Annotated in this window: 12 protein-coding genes; 7 read left to right on the forward strand and 5 right to left on the reverse strand. The window is 42.9% G+C overall.

Annotated features, from left to right (window positions below):
- Nucleotide 1: 1 nt before the first annotated feature.
- Genes A6B41_RS06670 through A6B41_RS06680 form a run of 3 tightly spaced genes read right to left on the reverse strand, consistent with a single transcriptional unit; the run spans nt 2 to nt 3,078 of the window.
- The gene (locus A6B41_RS06670; protein WP_027074417.1) at nt 2-1,198 is read right to left on the reverse strand and encodes a type II secretion system F family protein; all 1,197 of its coding nucleotides are present in this window, start codon (nt 1,196-1,198) and stop codon (nt 2-4) included.
- Nucleotides 1,191-2,585, reverse strand: a complete 1,395-nt coding sequence (locus A6B41_RS06675; RefSeq protein ID WP_027074416.1) for a GspE/PulE family protein — start codon at nt 2,583-2,585, stop codon at nt 1,191-1,193. The genes A6B41_RS06670 and A6B41_RS06675 overlap by 8 nt, the downstream gene beginning before the upstream one ends.
- A gap of 22 nt (nt 2,586-2,607) precedes the next feature.
- Nucleotides 2,608-3,078 (reverse strand): pilin, encoded by a 471-nt coding sequence (locus A6B41_RS06680; protein WP_027074415.1) that lies wholly within the window; start codon nt 3,076-3,078, stop codon nt 2,608-2,610.
- Between the two features lie 185 nt (nt 3,079-3,263).
- Between A6B41_RS06680 and radA the strand changes: the two genes are divergently transcribed.
- Nucleotides 3,264-4,643 carry a DNA repair protein RadA gene (radA, locus tag A6B41_RS06685; RefSeq protein WP_027074414.1) on the forward strand — a complete coding sequence of 460 codons (1,380 nt, stop codon included), beginning with the start codon at nt 3,264-3,266 and terminating at the stop codon, nt 4,641-4,643.
- 65 nt (nt 4,644-4,708) lie between these two features.
- Here radA and A6B41_RS06690 read toward each other — a convergent pair whose 3' ends face one another.
- Nucleotides 4,709-4,942, reverse strand: a complete 234-nt coding sequence (locus A6B41_RS06690; protein WP_027074413.1) for a YgjV family protein — start codon at nt 4,940-4,942, stop codon at nt 4,709-4,711.
- A gap of 128 nt (nt 4,943-5,070) precedes the next feature.
- Nucleotides 5,071-5,559: a dihydrofolate reductase gene (locus A6B41_RS06695; protein WP_027074412.1), complete on the reverse strand. Its 489-nt coding sequence runs from the start codon at nt 5,557-5,559 to the stop codon at nt 5,071-5,073.
- 115 nt (nt 5,560-5,674) lie between these two features.
- Here A6B41_RS06695 and proB point away from each other — a divergent pair, with 115 nt between their 5' ends.
- The 6 genes from proB to carB all read left to right on the forward strand — a co-directional run bounded on the left by proB (nt 5,675) and on the right by carB (nt 14,105).
- Nucleotides 5,675-6,766: a glutamate 5-kinase gene (proB, locus tag A6B41_RS06700; RefSeq protein WP_027074411.1), complete on the forward strand. Its 1,092-nt coding sequence runs from the start codon at nt 5,675-5,677 to the stop codon at nt 6,764-6,766.
- The gene (locus tag A6B41_RS06705; RefSeq protein ID WP_027074410.1) at nt 6,766-7,527 is read left to right on the forward strand and encodes a TSUP family transporter; all 762 of its coding nucleotides are present in this window, start codon (nt 6,766-6,768) and stop codon (nt 7,525-7,527) included. Before proB ends, A6B41_RS06705 begins: the two co-directional genes overlap by 1 nt.
- A complete protein-coding gene (nth, locus tag A6B41_RS06710; RefSeq protein ID WP_027074409.1) occupies nt 7,528-8,163 on the forward strand; it encodes an endonuclease III in 636 nt (211 codons plus the stop codon).
- A 28-nt stretch (nt 8,164-8,191) separates the two neighbouring features.
- Entirely contained in the window at nt 8,192-9,433 is a 1,242-nt protein-coding gene (locus tag A6B41_RS06715; protein WP_027074408.1) for a multifunctional CCA addition/repair protein, read from the forward strand.
- 201 nt (nt 9,434-9,634) lie between these two features.
- Complete coding sequence (gene carA / locus A6B41_RS06720; RefSeq protein WP_027074407.1) at nt 9,635-10,771, forward strand: glutamine-hydrolyzing carbamoyl-phosphate synthase small subunit; 1,137 nt, start codon at nt 9,635-9,637, stop codon at nt 10,769-10,771.
- Nucleotides 10,772-10,904: 133 nt separating this feature from the next.
- Nucleotides 10,905-14,105: a carbamoyl-phosphate synthase large subunit gene (gene carB / locus A6B41_RS06725; RefSeq protein ID WP_027074406.1), complete on the forward strand. Its 3,201-nt coding sequence runs from the start codon at nt 10,905-10,907 to the stop codon at nt 14,103-14,105.
- The last annotated feature ends 23 nt before the right edge of the window (nt 14,106-14,128 follow it).

The raw sequence follows: 14,128 nt of genomic DNA on the forward strand, positions 1-14,128 counted from the left end.
TCTACTCCATCAGGTTGCCCATATCAAAAATTGGTAGATACAGACCAATAATAATAGTGCCAACAATTATTCCCATAATTAACATCAGCACAGGCTCTAACAATTGGGAGAGAATATCTATTTGGTAATCTAGTTTATGCTGATAAATCTCGCTAATATGCTCGCCCATTTTTGCTAAATTACCGCTTTTCTCACCAATATCCATCATTTGAACCAAATCCGAGCCAAACACTGTTGGGTTTATACCTTCTGAAAATCGATAACCTTGCTTTAATAAATCCAGCATACATTGAACTTCATATTGTAAAATCGGATCATCACTCTTTTCAGATAAAAATGAATTTAATGCCATTTCCAACGGAATATGAGCATTGAGCATTAGAGAGAGATTTTGGCTGAAAAATACAATGCGGGAATGCGCAATAATCTTGCTAAATACAGGCATATTAGACAGTAATCGCATTTTTAGCAGCCGCAAGAATTTAAGTTTATTTGCAAAAAACAGGAAAAAAATAACCGCTAGTAGCAGCAGAACCAGTAAACTTATTTTCTGTTCCAGCAAAAAACGGGAAAGCCCAAATAGCACATCTGTAATAAAAGGTAAGCTTTTTGCTTTTGAGCCGTAAAGCTCGGCAAATTGAGGAACGATAAACACCAATAAACCGATAGAAAGTGCGAGTGAAATCAATAATACAATCACAGGATAAAATAAAATTTTCTTCACTTTTTTCGCAAGCTTTTCTGATTTCATTCGGCTTTTAGCTAAATTTGTCAAAATTATACCTAGCTTCCCACTCTGTTCCCCCATTCTTATCAATTGGATTTCTTGATTCGTAATAAATTTATCCAACTTTTGCAGCGATTGTGAAAAAGTATAGCCATGTTCAATCAATTGAATTAGCTCAGCCAGCCATTGATAAAGTCGAATATTATGGCAATTTTGTAAAATCATCGATAACGCTTGTTTAAACGGAATTGCTGAATTAACCAATAAGGCAAGTTGCGATAGAAACTGATTTACCTCTTCCTTTTTTGGATTTTGCGACAGCACAAAATTACGACTGATACGAATTTGATGATATCCCTTAGCAATCAGGCTATTTTCTAGTGCTATCCGACTACCTGCCAGCTGCTTGCCGTAACGTTTTTGCTGAAAACGATCAACGGCTTTCCAGTGGTATTCATAAATTTTAAGCATTCCCTAATACCCTTAAAATTTCAGCTTGATTGGTCTTTCCTGCTGCTAATTTCTCCTTTGCACTTTCCTGCAAACTTTCGAAATCTAAACAAGCGGTCATTTTTTCAAAATTTTTTGCTGTTCGACTAAATAGTTGATAAACGCCAATTCTGCCTTTATATCCTTGATAACAATGCTCACAGCCCGCTCCGCCACATTTCACACAAAGTCGCCGTAATAAACGTTGTGCCACCACTAACAAAAGTGAATTTTCTAATTCATACTCTTTTATACCTAATTGCAATAAACGCTCAAAGGCAGAAGGAGCATCATTGGTATGTAAGGTTGAAAGCACTAAATGCCCCGTTTGTGCTGCTCTGAGAGCAATTTCTGCACTCTCCTCATCTCGAATTTCTCCTAACATAATGACATCCGGATCTTGCCGGAGAAATGTGCGTAAAAGCTGGCTGAAATCCAGCTCAATCCCACGATTAACTTGGGTCTGAATAATCCCCTCGATTTCAATTTCAATCGGATCTTCTGCCGTTAAAATATGTTTTTCATTACTGTTTAAATAGCTCAACGCACTATAAAGTGTGATACTTTTACCACTCCCCGTTGGGCCGGTAACTAAAATTAAGCCTTGTGGCTGCTGCAATGCGTTCAGTAAGGTGTTTTTTTGACTTTCGCTAAAACCGAGATCCAGAAAATCAAAATGAGTAGGTTGATTTTTCTGTAATCTGAGTACGATTTTTTCACCCCAATGAGTAGGTAGTGTGGAAACACGAAAATCTAAGGTTTCTGCCAACTGTGTTTTAAAATGAAATTGTCCGTCTTGTGGCAGTCTGCTTTCACTGATATCTAATTTTGCCAATAATTTAATACGTGAAATAATGCGGCTGGATAAACTTTGTGAAAAAGTCTTATACAGATGCAAAACTCCATCAATACGCAGTCGTACACGTAATTTCTCTTTTTGTGGCTCTAAATGAATATCTGAGGCATTTTTCTGTAAACAGAATTTAAAAAGGGTATCTAAAATTTGGATGATCGGGTCATGAATATCGTGTTGCTCATTTTCATTTGAGCTGTAATACCCTGCTTTTTCCTCATACATTTCTCCGTGTTGCATATTCTGCTCAGGAGAAAGCGCATTAAGTAAAAATTTTAATTCATCAGAGGAAATCAAAACAGGTTCAATTTGTTTATGTGCAATAAAAGCGAAGATCTCACAAGCGCTAAGATTTTGCATATCATCAATTGCCAGCCATAATATATTTTCATCTTCCCGCAAAGGCACAGCTAAATATCGCAATAAAATTTGCTTATCATTGCAGTTTTTCTGCCATTGTTCTGCTGAGATTTCAAATAACACTTGGCTATTTAAATCGGTTACAACATATTCCATCTCAATTTCCTCAATGATTCAACTAGCCATTTGGTGTAGTTTGTGGCTTAGCAGAACAGAAATTAGCAGGAAATAAGCCGGTATCTTTACCCGAACAACTTGCAGACCAACTAATCGTATTATTACTGTAACTCGGCGTTAAACTATAACCATATCCATTTACTGCTCCTTTTCCTGTTACTGTAATGACTCCATTAGTTACACTAATAGAATTCAAATATTTAGTTTCACTGATGGCAGTTTTATTCGCTTGAATACCATTTGAACCGCCCGAGCAGTTAGTCAATGCTCCTGTGTTATAAATACAGAATTCAACATCAGATTTATATGAAGCTGAAGCCTGCAATAATTCAGATAACGCGGCCTTTTGTGTATATGAATTGTATGACGGAATGGCAATAGTTGCTAACATGGCAATAATCACAATGACGATCATCAATTCAATTAAAGTAAACGCAGGTTGAAGCGGTCGAAAAAATGTCATTTTTTGCATAATAAGTTCCCTATTAATCGAACCAACATATTGTGGCAACCAGAGTGTGCAAACTTTTCTCATCAGTTTCGAGTAGCAAAATTTAATTTTTCGATGCAGATCGAAAAAATAATATTTCCTTCTGTTTATCCATACAGTTTTATTTGCTAGAATTTTGGAAAATTTGAAAGATTGAGGATTAAAAAATGGCAAAAGCACCTAAAACGGCTTATGTATGTAATGATTGCGGTGCAGAGTACTCTCGTTGGATGGGACAATGTCGAGAGTGTAAATCTTGGAATACAATCAGCGAAGTCCGCTTAATTTCGAGCAAAGAATCAACTAAATCTGACCGCTTTAGCGGATATGCAGGTGAAACCTCAGGTAAAGTACAAACCCTTGCCGATATTAGTTTACAAGAAGTACCACGTTTTAGCAGTGGCTTTAATGAACTTGACCGAGTGTTAGGAGGAGGAATTGTTCCCGGCTCTGCTATTCTTATCGGTGGTCATCCGGGTGCAGGGAAAAGTACCCTTTTACTGCAAATGATGTGTGGATTAGCACAACAAATCCCGACTCTTTATGTAACAGGGGAAGAATCTCTACAGCAGGTCGCTATGCGGGCTAATCGTTTAGGTTTGCCGACAGCAAATCTTAAAATGTTATCTGAAACCTCTGTTGAGCATATTTGTAATATTGCCGATCAAGAAAAGCCAAAGATTATGGTAATTGACTCAATTCAAGTTATGCACCTTGCCGATATTCAATCCTCTCCCGGTAGCGTTTCTCAAGTACGTGAATGCGCCGCCTTTCTGACTCGTTATGCGAAAACCCGCCAAGTTGCTATTATTATGGTAGGTCATGTGACAAAAGACGGCACACTTGCCGGTCCAAAAGTGTTGGAGCATGCAATTGATGCCTCTTTGCTATTAGAAGGTGAAGCTGATTCCCGATTCCGTACTTTGCGTAGCCAAAAAAACCGTTTTGGCGCAGTTAATGAACTTGGTGTTTTTGCGATGACAGAACAAGGCTTACGAGAAGTAAAAAACCCCTCTGCTATTTTCTTAAGCCGCAGCGAAGAACAGACTCCGGGCAGCTCGGTCATGGTATTATGGGAAGGTACTCGACCATTGTTAGTGGAAATTCAAGCACTTGTTGATCACTCAATGCTGGCTAACCCTCGACGCGTGGCAGTTGGGTTAGATCATAACCGCCTATCACTTTTACTTGCCGTTTTACACCGCCACGGCGGGTTGCAAATGTCGGATCAAGATGTGTTTGTCAATGTGGTTGGAGGTGTGAAAGTAACAGAAACCAGTGCAGATCTGGCATTGATCTTAGCTTTAATCTCCAGCTTCCGCAATCGCCCGTTGCCCCAAGATTTAGTTATATTTGGTGAAGTGGGGCTGGCTGGGGAAATTCGTCCGGTTACCAGCGGACAAGAACGAATCAGCGAAGCAGCCAAACACGGTTTTAGACGAGCAATTATTCCTTACGGCAATGCCCCAAAAAAACCGATTAAAGATATGGAAGTATTCACCGTGAAAAAACTTAGTGATGCATTAGATATTTTAGGCAATCTCTAAAAAGCATAAAAAATACCGCTTACCCTAGATTTACAAGGTACAAGCGGTATTTTTTTATAGAAAATTTACGAATTTACAATGCTATTTGAGCGACTGCTTTTGAAAATATAGTATAGATTGATACAAACGACTAACGCATTTAATCCTGTAACCGGAATAGAGCCAATTAATAATCCATAAATTACAAAGCAGGCACAACCGAGGGAATTAACCAAACGTAGCTTAATCACATCCTTTAATAAAAAGGAAATCGCCACTAATACCATTGCAACGTAACCTAAAATTTCAACATAATCCATAGGGTCTCCTTAAATTATAAAATTAAACTCTCTATATTTTAAAGATTCCTTCTCAGTTTGTATCTAGGCTAAAAAATAGCAAAGGTTTGCGTTCACATTTTTGTTTTTAATTGCTGAGTAATTGAACACTATTTCCTTTTTAACAACATAAAATGGCAACGATAAGGGTTATTTTCATCTACTTCTGACCATATTTCTTTAACCGGTTGCCAATTTTCTTCATCAAATTCAAAGAAGGTATCACCCTCAATCTCTGCTTGAATTTCAGTCAAATAAAGGGTGTCTGCCGTTGGCATTGCTTGTTTGAACAATTCGCCGCCGCCGATAATCACAATTTCTTCACTATTTGCAAAACTTTTTGCTAATTCGACCGCTTGTTCAATAGACTTTGCCGTATAAGCACCTTCTACTGCAAAATCTGAACGGGAAAGAATAATATTCGGGCGTTTCGGCAATAAACGTCCAATAGACTCATAAGTTTTTCTCCCCATAATCACCGGCTTACCGACTGTATTTTGACGAAACCATGCTAAATCTACCGGTAAATGCCACGGCATTTGGTTATCTTTACCAATAACCTTATTTTGCGTTCTTGCCACAATAACACTAATTTTCATTTTATCTCCATTTTATGGCGTATTGGCTTCATTTTATATCAAATTAAACGTGATTTTACACCTTAAAAATGATAATTTTGATAGCATTATTTTTTTAGATGAAAGTGAATGGATTATGTCAAAAACGATTGTGATTAAATTTGGAACCAGCACACTTACCCACGGCACAAAAAGTTTAAGCCGTCCGTATATGTTAGAATTAGTGAAACAGATTGCCGAACTACACAAATACCACCGAGTGATCGTAGTAACATCGGGAGCCGCCGCCGCTGGTCGTGATTATTTAGGGCACCCTGAATTGCCTAAAACACTTGCCTCAAAGCAAATGTTAGCGGCTGTTGGGCAAAGTCAGTTAATTCGAGTTTGGGAAAATTTATTTGATATTTATAATATTCACATTGGGCAGATGTTGCTCACCCGAGCAGATCTGGACGATCGTGAGCGTTTTTTAAATGCCCGCGATACACTAGACGCCCTACTCGCTCAAAAAATTATCCCTGTGATTAATGAAAACGATGCGGTCGCTACCGAAGAGTTTAAAGTTGGCGATAACGACAACCTCTCCGCCCTTGTTGCGATTCTGGCACAAGCAGATCAACTCTATTTATTAACTGACCAAGAAGGCTTATTTAGTGCCGACCCCCGCTCTAATCCTGATGCAAAATTGCTCTCGGTGGTTGAAAAAATCACCCCTGAAATCCGCCAAATTGCCGGAGGTAGTTCAACAGGCTTAGGTACTGGAGGAATGAGTACCAAAATTACCGCTGCCGATATAGCCACCCGCTCAGGGGTTGAAACAATTATTGCCTCAGGTTCTAGAGCGAATGTTTTAGTAGATTTGGCTAAAGGTGAAGCTATCGGTAGTAAATTTTTAGTGCAATCTGACCGCTTGGAAGGCAGAAAACGTTGGTTATTTGCCGCTCCACAAGTAGGCGAAATCGTAGTCGATCTTGGAGCAGAAAAAGCACTACTTGCCCACAAATCACTACTGCCTGTTGGGGTTTCGGAAATCAAAGGAGAATTTACCCGAGGTGAGGTAATCAAAATTTTTAATCAAGAAGGAAAAGCAATTGCTTTAGGCATTGCCCGCTATAGCAGCGAAGCCTTGCTGCGAATTAAAGGCAAGAAATCGAAAGAGATCGAATCTCTGCTTGGTTACGAATTTGGTTCGGTTGCTGTGCATAGTGACGAAATGGTGGTGTACTAATGGAATTAGGAATGGATATTTTAGCCATCTTATTTGCTGTAGGTATGCTAGCCGGCTTTATTGATGCTATTGCCGGTGGCGGTGGCTTACTGACTATTCCGGCATTAATGGCTGCCGGTCTTCCTCCTGCAATGGCTTTAGGCACAAATAAACTACAAGCCTGTGGAGGTTCTTTTTCCTCCTCTTTTTATTTTATTCGTAAGAAAGCGGTCAATTTAAAGCAAATTTGGTATCTCATTTTATTTACTTTTATAGGTTCAGCTGCCGGCACAATTTTCGTACAGCATATTGATGTGGAATTTTTAAAAAAATTACTGCCTTTTTTAATTTTAATTATCGGAATCTATTTTTTATTTAGCCCGACTATTGGCGATGAAGATCGAAAACAAAGAATAAGTTTTTCGATGTTTGCTTTTGTGGCTGCGGCACTTGGCTTTTATGATGGAATGTTTGGGCCCGCAGCTGGCTCTTTTATGACACTTGCCTTTATTTTGCTGCTTGGTTTTAACCTATCAAAATCGGTTGCCCATGCAAAAGTAATTAATTTTACCTCTAATTTTGCATCGCTGATTTTCTTTACTCTTGGTGGTGCAGTCGTTTGGAAAGTCGGCTTAATTATGATGGCAGGTCAATTTATCGGCGGCACCTTAGGGGCTAAAATGGTGATGACCAAAGGTAAACAGTTAATCCGCCCAATGCTAGTGACGATGTCGTTTGCGATGGTGGCAAAAATGCTCTACGAACAAGGAATTTTTAACTAAATGAATAAAGCAAAACGTGTTGAAATTTTAACTCGCTTACGCAATGAAAACCCACACCCAACAACGGAATTAAACTATAGCAATCCATTTGAATTGTTGATTGCCGTGATTCTTTCTGCTCAAGCAACAGACAAAGGAGTAAATAAAGCCACCGACAAATTATTCCCTGTAGCAAATACACCGCAAGCAATTTTAGATCTAGGCTTAGACGGCTTAAAAGAGTACATAAAAACTATCGGGCTATTTAACAACAAGGCAGAAAATATCATCAAAACCTGCCGAGATTTAATTGAAAAGCATAACGGCGAAGTGCCGGAAGACCGAGAAGCTCTTGAAGCCCTTGCCGGTGTGGGCAGAAAAACCGCCAATGTGGTGATGAATACCGCTTTCGGGCATCCAACTATTGCGGTGGATACTCATATTTTCCGTGTTGCCAACCGCACTAATTTCGCTCCCGGCAAAAATGTAGTGCAGGTGGAAGAAAAACTACTTAAAGTCGTCCCCGATGAATTTAAGGTGGATGTTCATCATTGGTTGATTTTACACGGTCGCTACACCTGTGTTGCCCGTAAGCCCCGCTGCGGCTCGTGCATTATTGAAGATTTATGTGAATTTAAAGAAAAAACCGATATGTAAGCGGTCATATTTTTAGAGAATTTTGCAAATGGATATCTATTTAGTCGGCGGTGCGGTTCGAGACCAACTGCTTGGTCTGGATGTGAAAGACCGTGATTTTCTGGTAGTTGGGGCAACTGCCGAGCAATTAACCGCTCAAGGGTTTCAACAAGTCGGGGCAGATTTCCCGGTCTTTTTGCACCCTGAAACCAAAGAAGAATACGCCCTTGCCCGCCAAGAACGAAAAAACGGCAATGGCTACAACGGCTTTATTTGCGATTTCTCGCCTGAGGTCACCCTTGAGCAGGATTTAATCCGCCGCGATCTCACCATCAATGCGATAGCAAAAGATCAACAAGGCACGCTTCACGACCCTTACGGCGGTGTTGCTGATTTAGAAAACCGCATTTTACGCCATATTTCTCCGGCATTTGCTGAAGATCCGCTACGCGTTTTAAGGGTCGCACGTTTTGCCGCCTGCTTCCACCCTTTTGGCTTTAAAATTGCCGAGGAAACGGTAAAATTAATGCAAAAAATGACCGCTTGTGGCGAGCTGGCACACCTCACCGCCGAACGCGTCTGGCTTGAAACCGAAAAAGCGTTTACTACCCCTGCCCCGCATATCTATTTCGAAATCTTGCGTGAAGTGGGAGCATTACAAGTGCTATTTCCTGAAGTGGATAGACTCTTTGGCGTGCCACAACCACCTCAACATCACCCTGAAATTGACTCCGGCATTCACACCTTAATGGTGGTGAAGCAAGCAAAACAACTTGCAAAAAAAGCAGAAAATCCGACCGCTTTACTCTTTGCCGCCCTTTGCCACGACCTCGGCAAAGGCCTAACTCCACAGGAGATTTTGCCTCATCACTACGGACACGAAACCAAAGGCATTAAACCCACCCGCGATCTCGCTAACCGCTTAAAAACCCCAAGTGAAATCAAAGAGTTTGCCTCCTTAGTAACGGAATATCACTCTCACTGCCATAAAATCGCAGAGCTTCGCCCAGAAACGGTGATAAAACTATTCAATGCACTTGATGTTTGGCGAAAACCTAAACGCTTTTTTGATTTCTTATTAGCTTGTGAGGCCGATGCCCGAGGCAGACTCGGCTTTGAAAACCGCGACTACCCCCAAGCCAAACTCGCCCAAACTTACTACCAAGCCGCTCTTAGCATTGATGTACAACAAGTTATTCAAGACGGCTTTGAAAAGCAAGCAATTCGAGAGGAACTCAACAAACGGCGAGCTTATGTAGTTAAAGAACTAAAATATCAGTTCAAACAATAACGACTCTTGATAGTAAATCTTCTATTAAAAAATTTTAAAGTGAATTTTTATGTTAAAATATTGCATAAAAATTCACTTTATTGTATTTTATAAATATGACTTGCACGCAAACGATTGCCAAATTAAAATTAGCCGCCTACTTCTAGCAAAGGTTAATGGCGACTCATAAGTACCAACCCATATTTATTTTAGGAGTAAAATATGTTTCAACCTGCCATTTTGGTTCTTGCTGATGGATCTGTGTTTTACGGAAAATCCATTGGTTATCAAGGTCATACGATTGGTGAAGTGGTGTTTAACACTGCGATGACCGGCTATCAAGAAATTCTGACTGACCCATCTTACACCCACCAAATCGTCACGCTCACTTACCCCCACATAGGTAACACAGGGGCAAACTTGGAAGATTTGGAATCGCCCAAGGTGTGCGCTGCCGGCCTCATTATTCGAGATCTCCCTCTGCTGCATAGCAATTTTCGCTCTCATCTTTCCCTTTCCGATTACTTAATTCAACACAAAATTGTTGCCATTGCTGACATCGACACCCGCCGCTTAACCCGTATTTTGCGTAATAAAGGTGCGCAGGCCGGCTGTATTTTGGTTGGCAAGCATACGGCGGAAAATGTCGAAAAAGCGCGTGAGTCTGCGAACAGTTTCGGCTCAATGGCAGGCAAAGATCTCGCCAAAGAAGTCACTTGCAACGAACTCTACCAATGGACGCAAGGCGAATGGCAACTTGGCGCAGGTTACCAGCCACAAAAAGCTACCGAATTTCACGTGGTTGCCTATGACTACGGTGTAAAACACAACATTTTGCGGATGCTTGCCGAACGGGGCTGTCGTTTGACTGTTGTGCCAGCCAAAACCTCAGCGGATGCGGTGTTGGCGTTAAATCCGGACGGGATTTTCCTTTCCAACGGCCCGGGCGACCCTGAGCCGTGTGACTACGCCATTACTGCTATCCGCAAACTATTAGAAACCAACAAACCGATTTTCGGTATCTGTTTAGGGCATCAACTGTTAGGCTTAGCCGCGGGGGCGAAAACCAAAAAAATGGCGTTCGGCCACCATGGTGCAAACCACCCCGTGCAAGATCTTGATACTCAAAAAGTGCTGATTACCAGCCAAAACCACGGTTTTGAAGTGGACGAAGCGAGCTTGCCATCAAACGTGCGTGTGACCCACCGTTCATTATTTGACGGCACGGTGCAAGGTATCACACTAACCGACCGTTCCGCCTTCTCCTTCCAAGGCCACCCCGAAGCCAGCCCCGGCCCGAATGACGTGGCGTATCTGTTTGATCGGTTTATTGATGAGATGAGAAAAGCGAAGGGGTAACAAGTGGTTGGATTTTGTAAAAAACCTACAAGAAATCACCGCTTGTAAAATGTAGGGTGCAACTTGTTGCACCGATAACGATATTGAATTTTATGGTGCAACAAGTTGCACCCTACCAGAGATAGATACCAAAATGCCAAAACGTACAGACATAAACACAATTTTAATCATCGGTGCCGGCCCGATTGTCATTGGGCAGGCGTGTGAATTTGACTATTCCGGAGCGCAAGCGTGCAAGGCCTTGCGTGAAGAGGGCTATAAAGTGGTGTTGGTCAATTCCAACCCAGCCACGATTATGACCGATCCGAATATGGCGGACGTGACCTATATTGAGCCGATTGAGTGGCAAACGGTGGCGAAAATTATTGAAAAAGAACGCCCAGACGCGATTTTGCCAACGATGGGCGGGCAGACGGCGTTGAACTGCGCCTTGGCACTTTCCAAACACGGCGTGTTGAAACAATACGGCGTGGAGCTGATCGGTGCGAGCGAAGATGCGATTGATAAAGCCGAAGACCGAGGGCGTTTTAAAGCGGCGATGGAAAAAATCGGCTTGCACTGCCCAAAATCCTTTATCGCCCACAGTTTTGAAGAAGCCCTTGCGGCGCAAGAGAAAGTTGGCTTCCCGACCTTAATTCGCCCGTCTTTCACCATGGGCGGTTCAGGCGGGGGGATTGCCTATAACCGTGATGAATTTATGGCGATTTGCGAGCGTGGTTTTGAAGCCTCTCCAACCCACGAGCTATTAATTGAGCAATCAGTACTGGGCTGGAAAGAGTACGAAATGGAAGTGGTGCGCGACAAGGCGGACAACTGCATTATCGTCTGTTCGATTGAGAACTTCGACCCAATGGGTGTGCATACGGGCGATTCGATCACCGTTGCTCCGGCGCAAACGCTAACCGATAAAGAGTACCAGATTATGCGTAACGCCTCGCTGGCGGTGTTGCGTGAAATCGGCGTAGATACCGGCGGTTCGAACGTGCAGTTTGCGATCAACCCTGAAAACGGTGAGATGATCGTGATTGAAATGAATCCGCGTGTAAGCCGCTCGTCTGCCCTCGCTTCCAAAGCGACCGGCTTCCCGATTACCAAAGTGGCGGCTAAATTGGCGGTGGGCTATACGCTTAATGAATTGCGTAATGACATCACTGGCGGCTTAATTCCTGCTTCGTTCGAGCCGACGCTTGACTATGTGGTCACCAAAATCCCCCGTTTCGCTTTTGAAAAATTTGCCAACGCAGATGACCGATTGACGACTCAAATGAAATCAGTGGGTGAAGTGATGGCGATGGGTAGAACTTTCCAAGAAAGCTTGCAGAAAGCCTTGCGTGGCTTGGAAACGGGCATTTGCGGGTTTAATCTGCTCTCCGAAGAACCTGAAAAAATCCGTCGTGAACTGGCTAATCCCGGCCCGAACCGCATTTTGTATGTGGCGGACGCATTCGGCGCGGGCTTTTCTCTGGACGAGGTACATCACTATTCCAAAATCGATCCGTGGTTTTTGGTGCAAATTCAAGATCTGGTGCAAGAAGAGCTGGCTCTTGAGAAAAAACAGTTTAGTGATTTAGACAAAGAGGAAATCCGCCGTTTAAAACGTAAAGGCTTCTCGGATAAACGGATTGCCCAGCTCACCAAAGTGAGTGAAAAATTGGTGCGTGATTATCGCCATACTCATGGCGTGTTGCCGGTGTATAAACGGGTTGATACCTGCGCGGCGGAATTTGCCAGCGACACCGCTTATCTCTATTCCACTTATGAAGAAGAGTGCGAAGCCAGCCCAAGTGATCGCAAAAAAGTGATGATTTTAGGCGGTGGCCCGAACCGTATCGGGCAGGGAATTGAGTTCGACTACTGCTGCGTCCACGCCAGCCTTGCTCTGCGTGAAGCCGGTTTTGAAACGATTATGGTGAACTGTAACCCGGAAACCGTTTCGACCGATTTTGACACCTCCGACCGCTTATATTTCGAGCCGCTGACGCTCGAAGATGTGCTGGAAATCGTGCGTGTGGAGAAACCGTGGGGCGTGATAGTACACTACGGCGGTCAAACCCCGCTCAAACTGGCAAATGCGTTGCATGAGAACAGTGTGAACATCATCGGCACCTCTGCCGACAGCATTGATGCCGCCGAAGACCGTGAGCGTTTCCAACAAATTCTGCATGAACTCGGCTTAAAACAGCCGGCAAACCGCACCGCGCGCAATGCGTTGGAAGCGGTGGAACTGGCGAATGAAGTGGGCTATCCGCTGGTAGTGCGTCCGTCTTATGTACTGGGTGGCCGTGCGATGCAGATCGTCTATAACGATGAAGAGCTGAACAAATATATGCGCGAAGCAGTGTCTGTCTCTAATGACAGCCCGATTTTGCTCGATCATTTCTTAAATAATGCGATTGAAGTCGATGTGGACTGCATTTGCGATGGCGAAAATGTGCTGATCGGTGGCATTATGCAACACGTTGAACAAGCCGGCATTCACAGCGGCGACAGTGCTTGTTCGCTGCCAGCATACTCGTTAAACAGTGAGATTCTGGACGAAATTCGCCGCCAAACCCGTGAAATGGCATTTGCACTCGGCGTAAAAGGCTTGATGAACGTGCAATTTGCGGTACAAAATGATGTTGTTTATGTTCTCGAAGTAAACCCACGCGCCAGCCGTACTGTGCCATTTGTGAGTAAAGCGACAGGGAGACCTTTAGCAAAAATCGCTGCTCGTGTAATGGCAGGTGAAACTCTCACCGAGTTAGGGGCAACCGAAGAGATCATTCCAAGTAAATTCTTTGTGAAAGAAGCGGTCTTCCCATTCATTAAATTCCCGGGCGTGGACACCATTTTAGGGCCGGAAATGCGCTCAACGGGCGAAGTGATGGGCGTGGGGCAAACTTTTGCCGAAGCCTTCTTCAAAGCGCAGCTCGGCGCAGGCGAACGTATCCCGAAAGTTGGCAAAGTGTTTATTTCTGTGGTTGAGCAGGACAAAAACGCGGTTCTGGATATCGCCAAACGCTTCCAAGAACAGGGCTACGGCTTGTGCGCCACTTTCGGCACGGCAAAATTCCTACGCGAACACGGCATTGCGGTGCAAACCGTCAATAAAGTCCGCGAAGGGCGGCCACATATTGTTGATGCGATTAAAAATGGGGAAATTGCGCTACTGGTGAACACTGTTAATGGTGAGTCGGAAGTAATTACAGATAGTCATGAGATTCGTCGTACTGCATTACAGCAACGCGTACCCGTCTATACAACAATAGCTGCTGCTGATGCAATAGTAGAAGGCATTAAACATATTCAGCAATTTAATGTCTATTCACTACAAGGGATCTATTCTCTGTAGTTTTCCATATTAAAAATTAAGGA

This window comes from Mannheimia granulomatis (assembly GCF_013377255.1).
Taxonomy (GTDB): domain Bacteria; phylum Pseudomonadota; class Gammaproteobacteria; order Enterobacterales; family Pasteurellaceae; genus Mannheimia; species Mannheimia granulomatis.